Source organism: Kitasatospora sp. NPDC001540, from assembly GCF_042894345.1.
Classification (GTDB): Bacteria; Actinomycetota; Actinomycetes; order Streptomycetales; family Streptomycetaceae; genus Kitasatospora; species Kitasatospora phosalacinea_C.
Window position 1 is genome coordinate 24,588 of sequence record NZ_JBIAVO010000002.1, and the last position, 20,370, is coordinate 44,957.

Sequence of the window (20,370 nt, forward strand, 5' to 3'; positions counted from 1 at the left end):
CCTTACGGGTTCATGCCGTGAATTTACCTGATGCATGCTTTCCGGACTCCGCCGCGACGTGAGACGCTGCGAAGCTGGACGCCGGGGTGACGTCCCGTCACCCCGGCACGCCCGCCCGGCGGGAGCGCTCCCAACTGCGGGTTAGGGTGGGCCCGGAATGGGCCGGTGCAGCACGCGCTGGCACCTCCCGGCTGCCCTGTCCCGGTGCCCCGGCACGCCCGGCGCGGACCGTCGGTGCAGGTGCGTGCCGACCGGGGGCGGTGGAGCACGGAGGGTGGGGCAAGTGGCGGACGCAACGGTCTGGATCGACCTCGACGAGGTCGAGGCGGCGGCCAAGAAGATCCTCGGGCTGCTGGACGAACTCAGCGGTCCCGCGAACCAGTTGGCGGCCAAGGTCAAGCAGGTCAAGGAGACCGTCTACGGAACCGACCTGATCGGCAAGGCGATCCAGGGCGGCAGCTCCTCGGTCGGCGGCCTCGCCGAGCACCAGGAGCAGGTCCTCCAAGGCATCCAGGTGCTGATCCAGAACGCCACCGCGGTCGGCGAGAACCTGCAGTCCATGGTCGCCAGGCACCGCGCCAACGACGACCAGCAGGCCGCCGCGCTCGGCACCCTCATGGGCGACGGCACCATGCCGGCCGGCCCGGGCCTGGCCGGCCTGGGCCCCGTCCTGACCGGGACGGCCGCCGGCGTCCCGACGCTCAGCGGCACCGGGACGGTGCAGGGCACGCCCGAGTTCCTGGCGCGGGACACGGAGATGGTGCAGGGCACGCCCCTCCTCCACGCGCAGGACGCGCAGATGGTGCAGGGCACGCCCCTCCTCCACGCGCAGGACACGGAGATGGTGCAGGGCACGCCCGTCCACCTGGCGCGGGACACGGAGGCGATGCAGGGCACGCCCCTCCTCCACGCGCGGGACACGGAGACGGTGGCCGAGCCGGCGCACCCCGCCCCGCCGCCGCCCAACGAGGGGCTGGGCACCATCGACCCGGGCGTCGACTACCACTCCGCGGAGGTGCCCGACCTCCACTACAACACCCCGCCGCCCTTCATCGGGCCGGGCCTCTGGATCCCGCCCGCCGTCTGACGCCGCCGGGCGGGCGCCCCGCCCGCCCGTGCCGGGCCGTCCGCACGGCAGCCCGCCGAAGTCACCCGCCCGGCACTCCGCCGGGCCGTCCGCCCCGCCGCGGCCCCTCGCCCCTCTCGACCGCACCCCTCCGGAGACCCGCTGCCATGATCGAGCTGCCCGCCGACCTCGCCGAGGTGCTCAAGACCCTCCAGAGCAACGAGCAAGGCGCCGACATCCTCTTCCCCGACGGCAACGAGGACCTGCTCGCCGAACTCGCCGCCGCCTGGGACAAGTGGAACGAGGTGGCCGACAGCCACGTCGTGGCGATCGTCGAGGCCGCCAACCGGGCCATGGCGAGCATGTCGGGGCCCGCCGCCGACAGCTTCGCCCAGTACCTCAAGAAGTTCTCCGGGGGAGAGGGCTCGCACGTCACCACCACCCTCCAGTCCGGACACGTCATGGCGGCCTCGATGCAGGGCGCCGCGCAGGCGGTGGGCGACGCCAAGACCGAGATGATCCGCGAACTCCAGTACGCCAAGGACTACATCGCCGCCCACCCGGCCGGTAAGCACGACGACATCGCCAAGTCCGAGGGCGTCAAGCAGGCCGTCAGCCTGTACCACCAGTACGTCAACCACGTCAGCGGCAACGTGGACACCACGCTCCGGGCGAACGCCGACCACATCGCCGACATGACCGGCATGGGCCAGACCTGCTCCCTCAACGGCACGACCGCGAGCGGCAGTTCGGGTGCCGGAGGGGTCGGCGGCGCGGGCACGGCGGGCGGCCCGGGCGGGCCCGGCGCGATGAGCGGCCGGGTCGGCGCCAACCTGCCCGGCGGACTGTTCGGCACGGGCGCGGACAGCGGCCTGCCCGGCGGCGTCACCGGTGCCGCCGGTGACCCGTCCGGCTTCTCGCTGCCGGGGCTGGACGGCGGCGGTGCGGGCGGTGCGGGCGCCCCCGGCGGACCCGGTGGGACCGCGGGGGCCGGTTTCTCGCTGCCGGGCCTGGACGGCTCCGGGACGGCCGGGGCGGGTGGGGCCGGGGGGGCCGGTTTCTCGCTGCCGGGCCTGGACGGCTCCGGGACGGCCGGGGCCTACGGCGGCTCGGGGGCCTACGGCGGCTCCGGCTCGTTCGGCGGTGCCGGGTCGTTCGGCGGCGCCGGGGACTTCTCCGGGGCGGGAAGCACCGCCGGATCGACCGGCGGCTCCGGCCTGGCACCCTTCAGCCTGCCCGCCCCGGACCTGCCCGCCTTCGGCTCCGACACCGGCACGGGCACCGGCGCCCCGGTGTTCAAGCCGCTCTCCTCCGGCAGCGGTTCGCTCGGCCTGGCCGGGCTCGGCGACCTCGGCGACATCAACACCGGCGGACCCGGGAGCAGCTACACCCCGAGCCAGGTCTTCAGCACCGGCTCCGGCAGCGGCGGCCCCGGCAACTTCGGCGGCAACCCGCTCGGGAACCTCGGCAGCGCCCTCAGCAGCACCCTGGGCAGCACCCCGGGCTCGGGCGGCACCCGCTCCGGACTCACCCCGTTCGGCGGGGGCGGCAGCCCGTTCGGGCTCGGCGGCGGTGCGGGCGGCGCGGCCGGTTCGGCCCTGCGCGGCGCGGGCGGTGGCGGTGGCATCGGCGGCACCGGCAGCACCCTGATGGGGCGCAGCGGCGGCGCGGGCGGCGCGGGCGGCGTGTCCGGGGCCGGTTCCGCGGTCGGCCGGGCCGGAGCCGGGGCCGGGGCCGGTGCCCTGGGGGCCGGCGGCACGACCGGTCGCGGCGGTGCCACCGGTGCGGCCGGCGCCGGCCACATGCCCGGCATGGGCGGTGGCGCCCGGGGCGGCGGCAAGGAAGGCAAGCACGGCAACCGCTTCGTCAGCCCCACCCGCTTCGGCGGCGAGGGCGAGGAGGGCGAGGAGCTGCACGGCGACGCGGGCATCCTGGGCCAGGCCGGCGAGGTCGGCCCGCGCGACCGCCACTGGCACCGGGCCCGCCGCCGCTGGCTCGACGACGCCCGCGCCGACGGCACCTTCACCACGCCCGAACCCGAAGCCGTCCCCGCCACGGCCGGGCCCGCCAGCGAGAGCGAGGTCCTCAACCAGCTCGCAGGCGTCCTGCTCGGCGGCGGCGCGACCACGGCCGACGGCGCCACCACGGTCGACGGCGCGGGCGGCGACGGTACGGGCGGCGGCAGCAGCACGGGCAGTGGCGGTGCGGGGACCGACGGTACGGCGGGCGGCCGGACCCCCGACGACACCACCGCCGCCACCGCGACCACCACCGACCCGACGACGACGCGTCAGGGCACCCCCGGCACGACGGAGACCTCCGGCAGCACGGACGACGCCTACCTGGAACGCGCCCGCAGCGCCGCCGCCCGCCGCGGCCACCCCGACGCGCCCGCGGCCACCCCCGCCGCGACCGCGCCCGCCGGGGAGACGGCGGCCACCCCGCAGCGGGCCCCGCTCCGCGAGGAGGGCGGCTACCAGGTGCCCAGCCCGTTCCTGCGCGCCGCCCTCTCCCGGCTGGCCGCGCCCGCCGCCGACTGACCGCGCGCCCGCCGCCTCCCGCACTGACGAAGGAACCCCCGATGAGCAACGACGAGCAGGCCTGGTACGTCGAGGCCGAGGCGCCCGCCGAACCCGACCGCGTCCTGCACCGGATGGTCGAGACCCCCGCCGAGCCCGACCGGTTCCGGGTCGGCACGGTCGCCCCGGCCACCGTCGCCCTCGATCCGGTGCAACCGAGGGAGCGGATGGGCGGTCTGCTGCAGCCGACGGAGCAGGGCGTCCCGACGTTGCAGCACCCGGTGGAGCCGTTGCAGCCCCTGCTGGCGGACCTTCCGGCGCAGCCGCTGTTGCCCAGGCAGCAGGACCTTCCGGCCGAGCCGTTGCAGCCCCTGCTGGCGGACCTTCCGGCCGAGCCGTTGCAGCCGCAGCGGGTGGGCCTCTCGGCGCCGACCCCCGACCGGCCGGTGGAACCGGCGTACGCACCGCTGCGGCCCATGGAGCGGGGCGAACCGCTCTCCCGGCCGACGGCCGCCCGCGCGGACAAGCGGACGGCGGCCCCCCGCAACGCGGCGTCCGGGAGCGGGAGTTCGGGCGGCGCCGGGACGGGCTTCCAGGTGGACCCCGAGCAGTACCGGGCGGCGGTGTCGCCGATGCTCGCCGCCTCGGAGCAACTCGCCGACCTCCACCGGTCGCTGAGCGCCTTCCTGACCTCGATGGAGTCCCAGAACCCCTGGGGCAACGACGAGTCGGGCAAGAAGTTCGCCGAGGGCGAGAAGGGCTACCTGAAGTACAGCCACGACACCATGGCGGTGGTGAAGGGCCTGCCCGGTGCGCTGAAGAACATCGCCGACGGCCTGAAGGCGATGGCGGACAGCTACCAGAACGCGGACGAGAACATCGTCGCCGACCTCGGCGGTATCGAGAGCACCGCGCAGATGCCCACCGCGCCCTCGCTCCCGTCGGCCCCCGTCAACCCCATCATCAGCACGCGGCCCATCCAGAGCGGAAGGCACTGACCCATGGCTGTCGAACTTCCGGAGCCGCTCCAGTGGGTCCTGCTGCTGCTCGCCGGAACCCGCTGGCCCGAAGCGGACGAGGACCAGCTCCGCGACATGGCCGACCGCTGCCGCAAGGCGGCCGAGGAACTCAAGGACGCCTCGCAGAGCGCCGATTCGACCATCAAGCGCGCCCTGGACGGTCAGAAGGGCAAGGCCGCCGAGGCCCTGGGCAAGTACTGGGAGGGGTACTCGGTCGGCAAGGGCACCGAGCAGGACCCCGGTTACCTGCCCGGCGCGGTCAACTCGCTCAACGGCATGGGCGACATGCTGGAGCAGATGGCCAACTCCGCGGAGACCGCGAAGATCCAGATCATCGCCCAACTCGGCATCCTCGCCTTCGAGTTGGCCACCGCCGAAGCCGAGGCCCCGTTCACCGCGGGCGCCTCGCTGCTCGAAGTGCCCGTGATGATCGCGGCCAGCCGGGTGGTCGTCTCGCAGCTGCTGAAGAAGCTGCTCAAGGAGATGGTCGAGATGGCGGCCAAACAGGCCGCCCAGATGGCCGCGATCAACCTGCTCGCCCAGGGCATCGAGGTGGCCGAGGGCCACCGCAAGAGCATCGACGTCAAGGAAGTCGGCCAGAACGCCCTCGGCGGCGCGGTCGGCGGCGCCTCCGCCCACCTGATCGGCAAGGGCATCGGCGCGGCGGGCAAGAAGATCGGCGCGGAGAACGCGCTCAACTCGACCGTCGGGAAGATGGGCACGGGCGCGGTGGTCGGCGTCGGCGCGGACGTCTCGACCCAGCTGATCACCACCGGCCAGGTCGACGGCGGCTCCCTGCTCGGCTCCGGCCTCTCCGGCGGCGCGGGCGCGGGCCTGCACGCCGGAGCCTCCGCGCTCAAGGGCCACGCCAACCCGCCGACCCCGGCCGCACCCCCGAAGCTCGACCTCCCCGACGGCAGCGGCGGCGCCGGACACGACGGCCCGCCCACCTTCGCCAAGTCCACCTCCTCCTCCGGCGACAGCGCCTACCACGGTCCGACCGGGACGCCCTCCTCCACCGGAGGCAGCAGCAGCCGCGGCAGCGGGACCACGGAGACCACCGGTACCGGCGCCGACTCGGGCTCGGGCTCGGGCTCGGGTACGGGCAGCAGGGGCGAGAGCGGTACGGGCTCCGGGCTCGGACTCGGGGCGGCCGCGGGCGCCTCCACCGGCCACTCCTCCGGGACGGGCGGCACGGGCGGCACGGGCGAGTCGAAGGTCAACGGCCTGGCACCGTTCGGCTCCGGCCACAGCAGCCCGGCCGCGTCCGCCCCCGCCCCCGCCCCGCACGAGCAGGCTTCCGTCACCACGCACGGGACGGACGCACCCGCGCCCGCCCCGCACGAGCAGGCTGCCACGCACGTCCAGGACCGGACGGCACCGCAGGTCGAGCCGCAGGCGACCGCGCCGAAGGCCGAACCGGTGACGCCGCGCCCCGAGACCCCGGCGCCGCAGGCGCACGAGTCGGCTGCGCCGCGTGCCGAGCACGTCGCTGCGCAGCCCCACGAGTCGCCCGCGCCTCGGGTGGAGCCCGTTGCGGTTCAGCCGCACGAGACGGCTGCGCCGCGTGCCGAGCACGTTGCCGCGCAGCCCCACGAGACCCTGGCGCCGCACCACGAGCAGGTTCTGCAGCCGCACGAGAGCGTGACGTCGCGTCCGGAGACGGTGGCGGTCCAGCCGCACGAGACCCCGGCGCCGCAGGCGCACGAGTCGGCTGCGCCGCGTGCCGAGCACGTCGCTGCGCAGCCTCACGAGTCGCCCGCGCCTCGGGTGGAGCCCGTTGCGGTTCAGCCGCACGAGACCCCGGCCCCGCAGCCGCACGAGACCCCGGCGTCGCAGCCGCATGAGACCCCGGCGCCGCAGCCGCACGAGACCCCGGCGCCGCAGCCGCACGAGACCCCGGCCCCGCACCACGAGCAGGTTCTGCAGCCGCACGAGACCCCGGCCCCGCATCACGAGACCCCGGCCCCGCAGGCGCACGAGTCGGCTGCGCCGCCTGCCGAGCACGTCGCTGCGCAGCCCCACGAGTCGCCCGCGCCTCGGGTGGAGCCCGTTGCGGTTCAGCCGCACGAGACGTCGACGGTTCAGCCGCATGAGACCCCGGCGCCGCGCCAAGAGTCGAACGCCGCGCAGCCGCACGAGACTTCGGCAGCTCAGCCGCACGAGACCCCGGCGCCGCAGCCGCACACGACGGCGGTGCCGCACCAGGAGAGTCCTGCGTCCACGAACGAGACCGTCGCGCCGAGGGTGACGGAGCAGCCTGCCGGTTCCACGGCGGCGCAGCCGTCCGCGGTGCCGAACCTGTCGGGCGTGCTCGGCGGCGCCGCGAACCTGGCCGGTGGCGGTGGTACCCACCTGGACGGTGGCAGCCGGGGGGCGACCGCTCCCGCGCCGGTGCGTCCGGCCGGGCCGGAGCAGGTGCCCGGGCAGGTGGTTCCGGACGCGGTTCCGGACGTCACGTCGTCGTCGACCGTCGCGCCGCCCCCGATGGCGGGCGGCGGGTACCTGCCCGGTGCGACGGCCGGTGGCGCGGGCGGTGCCGCTCGCGGCGGTGCCGGTGCGTCCGGCCGCCCGACGGGCTTCGGGGCCGTCCCGCGGCAGGACGGTCACCGGACGGGTCCGGTGACCGGTCCGGTCCGCACCGAGCCCGGTGGCAGCAGCATCCGCTCCGGCGAGGGCCGCGGGGGCGGCGTCGACCGGCCGTCGAGCCACGAGGAGGCGGGCGGCACCGAGCGGCCGTCGAGCCACGAGGAGGTCGTGCCGCACGTCGAGCCGGAGCCGTTGCCGCCGGTGGGCACGCCGGAGCACGGGATCATGCACGACCCGGCGGGGTTCCTGGCGGACAACCTGCTGTCGGTGGACTTCGCCGAAGGCGTGAAGCAGCGGATGCCCGGGTTGAAGCCCGGGCAGGACATCGCCTTCCTCAACGCGATCAAGAGCAGCGACAAGCACTGGTTCGTGATGGAGCCGGACCCGGCCGCCGTCCGCGGCGGCAAGCCCTCCTACCACCTGGTGCCCGCGTGGGAGAAGTACGCGGCGCACTTCACCGAGCACCCCGAGAGCTTCCCCGGCATCGACAGCTTCCCCGAGCCGCTCGGATCCCGACTGCCGCCGCTGAAGGACGACAGCCACTACGTGAAGGGCGCCTACGTGCCCTACGAGGCCAAGGAACGCCCCGGTCCCGACAGCACCATCGGCCACACCGAGATCCCGCTGCGTCCGCACCCGGACGTCCCGCGCGAGGGGCTGGTGTTCACCGACGCGATGAACGGCTGCGCCTTCGTGGCCACCGTCGAACCCGGCAAGGACACGTTCACGGCGTGGCACTACCAGTCGTACTCCGCCGCGGAGAACCTGCAGGCGGGCGCGAACTTCCGGCTGGAGAAGACGGTCACCCAGTGGGCGGGGCTGCACGACTACGCGGCGCCCCTGCCGCCGGGTTACACGCCGGCGGCGACCAACATGCTGCGCTACAACGGGCGCGGCTGGGAGCTGATCAGCCAGGAGACCCAGGCGAACATCCTGGATCCGAACAGTCCGCCGAGGGTCTCCAAGCAGTCGACCATCCCGTTCGAGGTCACGACGCAGACCCCGGAGAACCTCGTCAAGATGACGGTCGACCCGTACCACGCCAGGGCGAAGCAGCAGCTCGGCCAGTTCCAGGACGCGGCGTACAGCCTCACCAGGGGACTGGACCCGAGGAACCCCCACGTCGACGAGCTGACGGGGTTCATCAAGAGCATGAACAAGAGGCTCGAAACCCAGCAGCGCCTCGTCGCCGAGCTCCAGAAGCCCGGCAGGACCCTGGAGGACGTCAGGGCCACCGCAGCCGAGCTGCAGAAGGGGGAGAGGGCGAACCGGGAGTTCCTGGACTCCAACGAGGAACACCTCCGGGAGCTGGCGGAGCACGCACTGGCGGCCTACCCGAACCGGAACCCCGAGACCGTGATCTCGGAGTTCCGGAAGTCGGGCTGGATCGACGTGATGCTGCACGAGAGCACCGCCCGGCAGTCCCAGGAGGCCCAGCAGTCCGGCTCCGGCGACGACCGGCGCGCCGACACCACGTCCGCGCCGCACCCCGCCGAGGGCAGCCGGTCGGGCACCGGTGCCCGGGACTTCGGCTCGCTCCCGTCGCGCCCGGCGCCCGCGTCGCACCCGGCACCCCCGGCGGACACCGCGCACGGCACCGGTGCGCCCGAGCACCAGCAACCCCGTCCGACGGACGCCACCGCGCCCGTCCAGGACACCCGGGCCGTCCCGCACCGGCCGAACGCGGACGGCGACACCGCGCCCCAGCAGTCCGCCCCGTCGAACAGCCGCAAGCGCGGACGGGACGAGGACGAGGACGACCAGCCCGTCTCCGAGCGCGACCCGAAGCGGCGCCGGACGCCCTCGTACGAGAACAGCGACGCGGTCATGCAGGACCGCGGCTTCCGGGCCGTCGGCGCCCACGACCCGCTGACGCAGGACCTGGTGAGCCACCTCGGCGGCGAGGCGAAGGCACATCCGCCGGTGAGCCCCGAGCTGCTCGGGAGGGTGAACCCGCACGCCGCGCCCGTGCACCCGGGCGAGGGCTTCCGGATCGGCGACGACCTGAACGCCTGCATGGAGAACGTGGAGGCGTACCGGGACACCCACTTCGGCCGTCCCCGGGTCGCCGGTCAGACGCTGCACGGGGACGTGGAACAGAGCCCGGGCAACACGCTGTGGAAGCGGCACGACGGTCCGGCGCTGTTCGGCGAGGGCGCCGCCGCGATCCCGAAGCTGATGGAGACGGTACGGGCGGGCGGGCCGGGCAGCTTCGCGACCGTGCTCGGCGCGGGCAAGGAGGGCACCGGCCACGTGGTCGCGCTGGTCCACGACCAGGACGGCCAACTGCGCTGGGCCGACCTGTCGGACCGCACGGTGACCCCCGCGACCGGCGGGCTGCCGGAGAACTTCCGCTCCGACTGGACGGTCTGGGCCTCGGTCGCCGACCCGCACGAGAACACCATCTCCGGGCCGCACGACCAGGACTTCATGGACACCTACTCCAGCTTCGGCCGTCCCGAGGAGCAGCCCCGTCCCGAGGAGCAGCCCCGTTCGGACGACGGCTTCGGCACGGTGACCAATCCCGGCGAGCACGAGGGCGGCGGCAGCAGCAACCCGCATCGGGACGACGCGGAGCTCCTCCAGCAGTACGACAGCGAGGCCGCGTCCTCCGCCGACGGCTCGGTCAAGCTGAAGTGGGACGAGACCCGGAGGAACTGGGTCAGGTCCGAGGAGGGTCCGGCCGATCCGGCCGGGTTCCTGACGTGGATGGGCGAGGGCTTCGCCCTCGGCGAGAAGCCCGCGGGCGACGTCGTGATCGACGTCGACCACCTGTCGCAGTCCGAACTCCACCGGTTCGCCGACACGTTGATCCGCAGGGACTACCCGCAGACCGCCACCAAGGTGCTGGAGCGGGCGGATTGGCTGGACGAGCAGGCCCGGGCGGGCAACGGCCAGGGCGACCCGGTCAAGCACCTGCGGTCCACCGGCGACGAGATCGTCGCCAAGGGCGACGACCTGCGCGAGCGGCTCCGGCTGATGACCGACTCCGCGCGCTTCGAGCAGGCCCACCCGACCCCCGAGGCGCGGCGCGCCTACGAGGAGGAGACGGTGCGGCGCGGCGAGGAGCTGGAACGCCTGCTCAAGGGCCGGGTCACGGGCGCCGCCGACCACGGCGGCCTCTACCAGCTGCGCAACGAGTACGGTCCACTGACCGGCCTCTCGAGGACCCTGTTCGAGCCGCACCCGAACGGCGCGGGCACTCGCGTCCCGCTGGCGCTCGATCCGCACCTGATGGACCTGGTCCGCAACAAGGTCCGCGGGTTCCGCCGCGACCAGGCGTACGCCGACGTGCCCACCGGCACGCAGTGGGGGACCGTCCGCAACGAGATCAGGAACGCCGCCGGGGCCCCCAGGACCGACGACCCGCAGGCCCCCGGCTCCGAGGACCCGAACGCCCCGAAGCCCGAGGACCCGAAGCCCGAGGACGCGACGAGGCTCACCCCCGAGGACCTGGCGAACCTCCCCGAGGACCTGTCGACCCTCTCCCCCGAGAAGCGGACCGACTTCGTCCGCGCCCTGTCGGAGCGCAACCTCGGCGACCTGCACGCCCAGGTCGATCCGCACCTGAGGGCCGACCCCGAGCTGAGGGAGCTCTACGACTCCCTCCAGGGCCTGCCCTACCGGCTCAAGCACTCCACCCCGGCCTACCACGCCATCGCGAACTCCGGCCTGCTCTCCTCCCAGGGCGACCTGAAGCGGCGCGACGCCAAGTTCATGGCCTCCGGGAAGAGCAGCGACAAGAACACCGGCAACCTCGGCAACGACGACTTCGCCTTCTTCCGGATGGAGGTCGGCGACGCCAAGATGGTCACCCGCTACGGCCCCACCACGATGGTGTTCGGCCCCGAGATCCTGCAGCACTACGACGGCTGGGTCTCCCTGCACGACCAGCTCGAACCGCTGGACCGCCAGGCCATGCGGGAGTTCAGGCCGGGCGGGCAGGTCGCCCGCACCACCGACTACGTCCAGGGCTCCACCACCACCGGCAGCAAGAGCAAGTGGGAACACACCTACCCGGCCACTGGTGAGCGGCAGCGCGTCACCTTCGACCAGGAGGTCTTCCACGGCAAGGACGTCATCGAGGGCCTGGCCCTGTCGGTCGTCCAGGAGGTGCACCGGTCCGGTCCGGAGGTCAGGGAGCACGCGGTCGGGCTCAACCGGGAGCTGACGGAGGCCAGGAACGCGCTCGACGCCGCCCGGGGCACCGCCGACGAGGAGGGCGCGAGGGAGAGGGTCGAAGCCGCCGAGAGGGAACTCGGCGGCCTGGTCTCCCAGCTCTACCGCCCCGAGGCCAAGTTCGGCTCCGGGCTCCCGATCGACGGGCGTCCCGGCCCGGCGGCCGTGCCCGGTGGCGAGAGCCGCCCGCCGTTCCGCCCGATCACGGTCCACAACCCGGACGGCGACGGCCGCTACCACGGCGACGGCACCCTCGACCCGCTCGCGTTCGCCGCCGCCCGGCACTCCGACAAGGTCGACGACGGGGTGCGCGAGGGCAACAAGGACCAGGACAAGCCCGAGACCAGGGCGAGGCTCGACAACAGGCTGCGCTACTACGGCCGTGCCGTCAGTGCCGCCCAGAAGTCCGTCCACCACACCGAGGAGTTCGTCCGCCGGACCGAGGCCGAGGTCCAGCGCCTCCAGCAGGACCCCGACCCCGGCCCCGACCACCGGAACCGGGTGGCCGCCGCCGAGCAGCGCGCCGAGCAGGCCCGCACGATGCTGGAGGAGCGCCGCGCCAAGGAGCGCGAGGTCACGGAGCGCAACGAGCAACTCCGGCAGCGCAAGGCGGAGTTGGACGCGGAGTACCGACGGGAGCAGGATGCGCAGGCGCAGCGGCTGCAGGACGAGCAGGAGGAGCGGCAGCTCAAGGCCCGGGAGAAGCGGCAGCGCCAGCAGGAGAGCAAGGCCCGCCGACAGGGAAGGGTGCAGGCCCGCGACGACGAGAACACCGGCGCGCCGGGCACCGGTACCGGGGCCAACCCGCCGACGGTGTCCAAGGGCCAGCAGGCCGAGGAGTACATGAGCCACTTCCGGGGCAACGAGGCGCCGACCCTCTCCGCCCCGCTGGCCGGACACGACGAGGCGAGCATCCGTCGGAGCGTGCTGGAACTGCACGGCCGCCGCGCGCCCGAGGACGCCGACGACTTCGGCAAGCACTTCATCACCTGGATCGGCGCCAACCGGCAGGGTCCGCTCGCCGGTCTGGACAAGCAGGACCTCAACCAGGTGATCAAGAACCTGGTGAAGCCGGGCAGTACGGGCCTGGACACGCCCGGCCCGCTCCGCGACGCCTACCTCACGGCGCTGGCGAAGAACCTCGACCGCGACGTGGTGATCACCCACGGCGGGAACGAGGTGAAGCGCTACCCCGGCACCGGGGAGGGCGGCCCGGGACGCGAACTCCGGCTGGAGGAGCCGAACCAGGAGCCCCGCCCGGAGGATGACGGCACCGCGCGCGGCTTCGGATCGGCGCCCCGGACCACGGCGCCCACCGACCGGCAGCAGCACGACCGGGATCCCGTGGCGGACCACGAGCCGCCGCTGCCTCCCGTCGGCACCGCCGAGCACGCACCGGTGCACGCCCCGACGCAGCCGGACAGCCCGACCGGGCCGACCCCGCCGGTCGAGCACCGGACACCGGCGCACGAGAACACCGACGGGGTGACGAGCGATCGCGGTGACCGCTCGTTCGGCCCGGAGCACCCGCTGAGCCGGGACCTGGTCGACTACCTCGGTGGTGAGCCGAAGATCCACCCGGCGATGAGCAACTCGCTGCTCCAGAAGGTCAACCCGCACCCGGCGGCCGAGCACGGCGGTGACCTGGCCGCCCGGGTCGAGCACGTCGAGGCGTACCGGGACACCCACTTCGGGCAGCCCCGGGTCTCCGCACCGCCCGCGCCCGGCGCCGCCCCGTGGCAGCGCGCCGAAGCACCCGCCCTGTTCGGCCAGGGGCCGGACGCGGTGCAGAAGCTGAAGGACCAGGTGCAGGCCGCCGGTCCCGGCAGCTTCGCCACCGTGCTCGGCACCGGGGCCCACGGTGACGCCCACGCCGTCGCCCTGGTCCACGACCGGGACGGCACGCTGCGCTGGGCCGACCCGACCAACCGCCAGGTCACCCCCGCCACCGGCGGACTGCCTGCGGACTTCCGCCCCGACTGGACGCTCTGGGCCTCCGTCGCCGACCCGCACGGCACCACCGTGTCCGGGCCGCACGACCCCGGATTCGCGGAACGCTTCGGCCGCCCCGCGGAGACCGGCACGGGCACCGAACGCACCGATCTCGACACGACCTCCGGCGGCAGCCGCAGCACGCCCGAGCCCGCCGCGGTTCCGGAACCGGTCGCGACCACCCCGCACGACGAGCGCCCGGCCCGCCCGGAGGACACCGCGAACGGCACGGCACCCGTCCGCCCCGACGCCGCACCGGTCGACGCCACCCCCGCGGCGGGCGCCACGACCCGCGCCCGCTCCGCGTCCGCCCCGCCGGAACTGGGCCGCCCCGCGCCCACCCACGGCACCGACCGGACGCCCCCGCCCGCTCCGCCGCACGGGAGCCGACCGGAGAGCCCGGCCCCGAGGCAGGAGCCGGCCGTCACGCAGCCGAAGCAGGAGTCCGCTCCGGCCGTTCCGAAGGAGGAGTCGAACTCCTCGGTGCCCAAGGAGGAGTCGAGTTCTTCGGCGCCGAAGCAGGAGCCGAGCTCTTCAGCGCCGAAGCAGGAGTCGAGCTCCTCGGCGCCGAAGCAGGAGCCGGCCGTCACGCCGCCGAAGGAGGAACCGACCTCCCCGGCCCCGAAGGACGAGCGCGGCGGTGCCGAGCGGGAGTTCCCGCCGGTCGGTCCGCGGGTGCAGGTGCCGATGGACGGCCTCTGCCTGCTCCACTCGATCGCCGTCAGCACGCCCGGGGACGCGGGCAGCGGCAGCCCGGCCCGGGACCTCCGGGCCGCCGTCGAGCAGCACTTCAGCACGCTGCCCCCGGAGCAGTGGCCGCACGAGGTCGTCGCCAACCACCGCAACGACCTGATCGCCCGGGGCGCGCTGAGCACCGAGGACCTGCTCGGCTACCTCCCCGCCGACGCCCGCCCGAACTTCGCCGGGATGGACCCCGTCGAGCTGCGGCAGACCGTCAGCACCCACCTCACCGAGAACACCCCGCCCCCCACCGCCCGCGAACGCGAAGCGCTGTTGCGCACCGTCCAGGGCTGGGAGGCCCGCTGGCGGACTGACGCGGGCGAGATGCTCCCGGCTGCCGCCGCCCACGCCCTGGGCCTGCGCCTGCGCGTGGTCGGTCACGACGGCGTCCCCCGGGCCGTCTTCGGACCGGCGGACGGCCGGCCGGTGACGGTCTACCGTCAGGACGACCACTACGACGGCAGCCGTCCGGCGGACCCCGCCACGCACACCGCCCCGGAGCCGGAGCAGAGGAGCACCGCCCCGGAACCGGAGCAGAGGACGGGCGACACCGAGGCGCCGAAGTCCGCGCCGGAGTCCGCGCCGGAGGTCCAGACCCCCGCACCGGCGCCGGTGGACCCGGTGAACCCGGTGAACCCGGTGAACCCGAAGAACATCGGTCCGCGTCCGATCACGGGCAACGACCTGGTGCTCGGGCTGACCGAGCACGAGACGGCCGTCCGGGCGAAGGTCGTCGAGGTGCTGGCGGCGGCCGTGCCGGGTGACCGGGCGGAGGCCCGGGCGTTCGCGGACGCGTACTTCGGTCCGGCGACGCTGCGCCCGATGCTCGGCGCGCTGTCGAGGGGCGAGGTGTGGACGGCCCCGTTCGAGAAGAACGGCTGGAGCGGCAGCGTCAGGCTGAGCGGCGAGGTCACCCGGTCGACCCACCGGGGGGAGCAGAAGATCGAGTTCGAGAACGGCGCCGACCGGACGGTCGCGACGGGCACCGCGCACGACGCGCAGTGGCAGTCCAACATCGGCCTCCAGGCACGGCACTCGGCCGGGGTCGCCGAACCGTCCGAGCTGGTCGGCTACTTCCACGACCGGGGCGAGGGCGAGGTCGACCTCGCGCTGGGCGGCATGGTCGCGCGGTCCAAGACCTCCGAGACGGCCGACGTGTTCGAGTCGCGGATGCGGCTGGAGCTGGACTTCGGCGACCTGCGGCACGACGGCTCCCCGGTGCGGACCGGTTCCGCCCGCACCGAGACGGTGGACCTCGGCCTGACGGTCGCCGTCCCGCCGCGTCCCGGGGCCGGGGCGGTCGGCGAACTGCGGACGCCCCCGCAGCGCCTGCTGGACGGCCGGGTCGGCGGGCAGGAGGTCGTGCTGGACCTGGCGCCGCGCGGCCCGGAGGACCAGCGGCCGGTGGAGGCGCTGCTCGACCACGTCGAGGCGGCCGGGAAGCAGGAGTTCGGCGAGAAGTGGCCCGAGCTGCGGGAGAAGGTCCTCGCCGAGGTCGACTTCAGCCGACTCCAGCAGAACCTGAAGAGCATGACGGCGGGCGAGCCGGTCACCGTCGCGCTGACCGACCGGCACGGCCGGACCGTCGCCAGCGTCGACATCACCGCACGGGTCGGGGAGTTGAAGCAGACCGGCACCACCAAGGAGACCGAGTTCAACATCGGCACCACCGTGCAGCAGGTGCACAGCACGGTGACCAACCGCGGGCACGCGGGCCAGCTCGGGGTCGGCAACGTGTTCAAGCCGGGCGGCGGCGCGCTGCTCGGCGGCAACACGGCCGGGCGGCTCGGCCGGGACCGGATCGCGATCGAGGGCGACAGCCGGACGTCCCAGCTGACCAGCAAGTCGAAGGTGCCGGGCGTCCGTTACGAGGGCCCGGTCCACTTCGACCTGGCGTTCAACGGCAAGGGCGTCGCGCACCCGGCGGGTTCGGCGGACGTCCGGCTGCTGGTGGACCGCGCCGACACCACGGCCGTCGCGGACACCAAGGCTCCTGCGGACACCGAGAACCCCGCCGACACCGGGTCCTCCGTGCCGACCGGGCCGAAGGCACCGGAGGCACCGGAGGCACCGAAGGAGCAGAAGGCGCCGGAGCCGCAGGAGACCCCCGCGCCGCCGGAGTCGGTGTGGCGCAGCGGCGACGACTCGGTCGGCCTCGGCGAGACCGTCGTGGTCCGGGACGTGGACGGAACGGCCGCGCTGCGGGCCGCCGTTGACGCCAAGGGGCGGCAGCGGTTCGGCGACGAGTGGGACGGCGTCCGCGACCACGTGTTGCGCGGGCTGAGCCAGCCGAACATGGCCGCCCGCCTGACCGGGATGACCCGGGGCGAGCCGCTGCAGGTGAAGGTCCCGGGCAAGGAGGACCTGGTCGTCACGGCGACCGCCCGGGTGGAGTCGATGACGTACCGCCGGGAGGACGGCAAGGCCGAGTTGAACGCGGTCAGCGAGACCGGCGCGTTCAGCGTGGACCGCAGCCTGCTCTCCCGCACGGTCATGGGCAACGGCCAGGTCGGCGGCCCGGTCGCCAAGGGCACGCCCGGCGCGGACGTGGTGGCCACCGGGTCCAGCCAGCAGCGCAGGCGGGCGGGCGCCCAGGGACGACAGGCCGACCGGGTGTACGCCAGCGGCAAGTACGGTGCGCCGCAGGTGATCTACGGGACCCGGCTGGCGGTGGACATCCACTTCGGCCGTCCCGGTGAGGCGGCGACCGCCCGTCCGGACGTGTCGGCGCCGCTGCGCGTCGAGGTGGGCATGGACGCCCGGGACACCGTCAAGGTGCAGGCGCAGCGGGGCGAGGACGGCACGGTGGCCTTCAAGCCGCCGGTCAAGGACGCCGAGTCCCCTGCGGGGGAAGGTGTTCCGGCTCCCAAGTCGGAGGCCGAGCCCAAGCCCGAGACCAAGCCCGCGGCCACCCACACCGCGCCGCGCCGGATGCTGGAGCAGCACGAGCTGAACGCGTCCTACGTGGTGCACACCCTGAGCGGTGCGGACAAGGTCCGCACGACGGTGGAGGAGCTGATCCGCACCAAGCACGGCGAACCCGCGGACGAGGTGCACCGGAAGATCGACTCCACCTTCGAGCGGGGCGCGCTCAAGGCGAAGCTGTCCCAGCTGACCCGCGGCGGCAAGCTCACCGAGACGGTCTCCGGGAAGACCTGGACGGCCGAGATCACCGTCACCGCCCGGGTGGAGGACGCGACGTACCACTCGGCGACGGACAAGTACGAGTTCGAGTCCGGCACCCGCACCTCGAGCGGCCAGGGCAGCGTGCAGGACCTGCGCAACCGGCACGACGGCGGCGGCCAGTTCCGGTTCAGGACGCCCGTGGTGAACGGATCGGGCGGCTACACGCACCGGTTCGACCGCAGCTACGGCCGGGGCGCGGAGACGGTCGGCTCGGCCTCGAACCGCGGCAAGCACGTGGAGCCCGCGGTGTTCTTCGACGTGAAGACGGCGTACGACGTCAAGGTCGAGTTCAAGCGGCTGGGCGTGGCGGACGGGTCGGTCACCCGGCCGGTCGACGCGGTGGCCCGGGTGGCGGTGCCGACCCGGGACGCCGAACCGGTCGGCGGCGCGGCGGCGCGGAGCACCGAGAAGCAGCCGAAGGGCTTCGTCGAGGGGCGGCGGCTGGACTCCTCGGCGATCGTCACCGACGTCCACGCCCTGCCGGGGACCCGCACCGACGGCCCGGCGCGGACGCTGGGCGAGTCGCTGCTCTCCCAGGTGGAGTCCGGCTGGAAGCCGAGCCGGTTCCGTGGCGGCGGCGGCAGCGGGCGCGGCGAGCACGGCGCACGTCCGGGCGGTGCGCCGAAGCCGGTGCGCAACCCGTTCGCCGACGACTGGTCGGGCATCCGCCGCGAGCTGGACGCGGAGCTCACCCCGGACCGCCTGCAGGCGAGGCTGAAGGGCATGACGGCCGGGGACGAGATCGTGGTCCGGCACGGACGGACCGAGGTGCGGGTCTCCGCGGTGCTCCGCGACCGGCTGGAACACCTGGGCGACTCGGGCACCACCGAGTTCAACACCGGTACCGACGTGCAGCGCTCGTTCGCGGACGGCGGCGGCACCGGCAACAGCCACCAGGGCCTGTTCGGGCTGACGGGGGCGGTGCCCGTCGGGGCCGCGCCGGTCTCGGTGACGCTCGGCGCCACCGGCACCGGCGGCAGCGGGCACGAACACGCGGACGTCCGCACCAGCAGCACCACGGCCGGGTCGGCGACCAAGGCCAAGCTGCCCGGCAGCGCCTACCGGGGCGAGGCGGAGCTGCAGTTCACCATCGTCCGGCGGCCCTGGTTCGGTCCGTCGGTGCACCAGCGGCGCACCGCGGTGGTCGGCTTCGAGACCCTCGTGGAGACGGGCGAGACCGTCCCGGTGGCCGCGAGGTCCGGCGACGCCGCCGCACCGCCGCGCACCGTCCCGGCCCAGGCGCCCGCGCCGGTCACCGTCCGGGTCCCGCCGGAGCGGGTCTGGGAGACCGGCCTGCGCGACACCGACGTGCTGCGGTTCCTCGACGACGCGGGCGGCATCCAGGACCTGCTGCGGCTGCGCGGACCGGAGTACTTCGGCCGGTCGGCCTGGCAGGAGATGGCGCCCGTGGTCGGGACCGTCGCCGCGCACAGCCACGTGTCGGCGCTGTTCGGCACCGCCAGCCAGGGCGCCGAGATCGCGGGGGCCGTCCCGACCGGGCGGCTGTCGCTCGGCGGCGGCAAGGGCGTGGAGCTCGGCCTGAAGGTCGTCTCGCTGGAGCACCGGACGGACGACCCGGCCGTGGAGTCCAGCCCGTCCAACAGCACCTCGTCCGGCGTCAACCACGCCGACCTGTCGGCGGGGAACGCGGGCCTGCAGGGGCAGGTGGGCGCGTCGGTCACCGGCGACGTCACCAACAACGCCGGGATCACCGGTGGCGCCCAGCGGCTGTGGCGGGAGGGCGGCAGCCACGCCGACGCCGGCCAGACCGTCTCCAACGGCAAGTACCCCGTCCCGATGGCCCGCTACCGGGGCGCGGCCGAGGTCGAGGTGACCTTCTTCGACAACGACCGCGAGCCGGTCACCGAGAAGGGCGTCGTCCCGTTCACGGTGGACATCCCGCTGTCCGAGACCACCCCCTCCGAGGTGCCGGGCGACCACTACCTCGCCTTCACCGGCGACCGGCGGGACGGCGAACTGCGGTTCGGCGAGAACGCCCGGGTGCTGGAGGACGTCCACCGGACGCTGACCGCGGGCGACCACCCCGCACCCCACGACCACGCCGCCCGCACGCCCGCCGAACGCGAGCACCTGGCCGGCACCGTGCGGCTCGGACGGGCCGTCTACGGCGAGGGGTTCACCGCCGGCACGGCGACCGGGGAGGCCCGGATCCGGGCCGTCCACCGGCTCGTCGAACTCGGCGGCGGCACCTCGGCCGGGGCGTCCGCCCTGCTCGGCGACCTGCTCCGCACCCCGGAGGGCACCGCCGTCGACGCCCGGCAGGCCCGCCAGGTCATCGACCACCTCGCCCGGCGCACCGCCGACGCGCCGGTCACCCTGGACGACCTGTACGAGGGCGCCCGCGACGGCTGGTCCGCGCAGCAGCCGTACGAGGTCCACCGCGAGACCTGGACCGACCGCGGCCCGGCCAGCGAACTGGTCACCGCCGCGATGGCCACCGCCGTCGACGCCCTCGCACCGCTGCTCCAGGAGGGGGCGCCCACCCCCGGGCAGCTCCACCTCACCGTCAGCGGCACCGGCCCCGGACTGCCGCTGCACCGGGAGGTCCCCCTCGACGGCGACCCGGCGGACCGGATCAGGGAGATCGAACAGCAGACCTACCTGAAGCCCGGCACCCGCCCGAGCGAGGTCACCGTCCGGGTGGCCGGGAAGCCCGGGTCCGACCAGGACTGGGACTACCGGGTCACCGCCCGCTCGGACCGCAGCCGCGAACTGACCCTCCGCCACCGCACGCCCGCAGGGGCCCCCGCGGCGGGGGAGGGCCCCACGTTGTCGGAGGGCCCCGCGGTGTCGGAGGTCACGGCGGTGTCGGAGGTCACGGCGCCGTCAGGGGACCCGCAGCAGGCGGAAGCCGCCCGCCGGGCCGCCGCCGCGGCCCGGGTCGACGCGCTGCGTGCGTTCGTCGCGGGCCTGGCCGGGGCCCCGGAGGCGTCCGCCTGACCGACCGGGGGGAACAACAGGCCCGCCGGGCCCCGATCGGGGCCCGGCGGGCTCACCGGTTCAGGGCCCCGGTGGCATGCACCGGATAGCGACCGGATAGCCTCCCTCACCGAACAAG

The 20,370-nt window shown here is 74.6% G+C and carries 4 protein-coding genes; all 4 read left to right on the top strand.

Going from position 1 to position 20,370, the window contains the following annotated elements; translation table 11 throughout:
- The first annotated feature begins 283 nt into the window (after positions 1 to 283).
- Positions 284 to 1,087 carry a hypothetical protein gene (locus tag ACFY00_RS03155; RefSeq protein ID WP_388026634.1) on the top strand — a complete coding sequence of 268 codons (804 nt, stop codon included), beginning with the start codon at positions 284 to 286 and terminating at the stop codon, positions 1,085 to 1,087.
- 146 nt (positions 1,088 to 1,233) lie between these two features.
- Positions 1,234 to 3,606 carry a hypothetical protein gene (locus tag ACFY00_RS03160; RefSeq protein WP_388026635.1) on the top strand — a complete coding sequence of 791 codons (2,373 nt, stop codon included), beginning with the start codon at positions 1,234 to 1,236 and terminating at the stop codon, positions 3,604 to 3,606.
- A gap of 41 nt (positions 3,607 to 3,647) precedes the next feature.
- Positions 3,648 to 4,583: a hypothetical protein gene (locus ACFY00_RS03165; RefSeq protein WP_388026636.1), complete on the top strand. Its 936-nt coding sequence runs from the start codon at positions 3,648 to 3,650 to the stop codon at positions 4,581 to 4,583.
- A gap of 3 nt (positions 4,584 to 4,586) precedes the next feature.
- Positions 4,587 to 20,252: a toxin glutamine deamidase domain-containing protein gene (locus tag ACFY00_RS03170; protein ID WP_388026638.1), complete on the top strand. Its 15,666-nt coding sequence runs from the start codon at positions 4,587 to 4,589 to the stop codon at positions 20,250 to 20,252.
- The last annotated feature ends 118 nt before the right edge of the window (positions 20,253 to 20,370 follow it).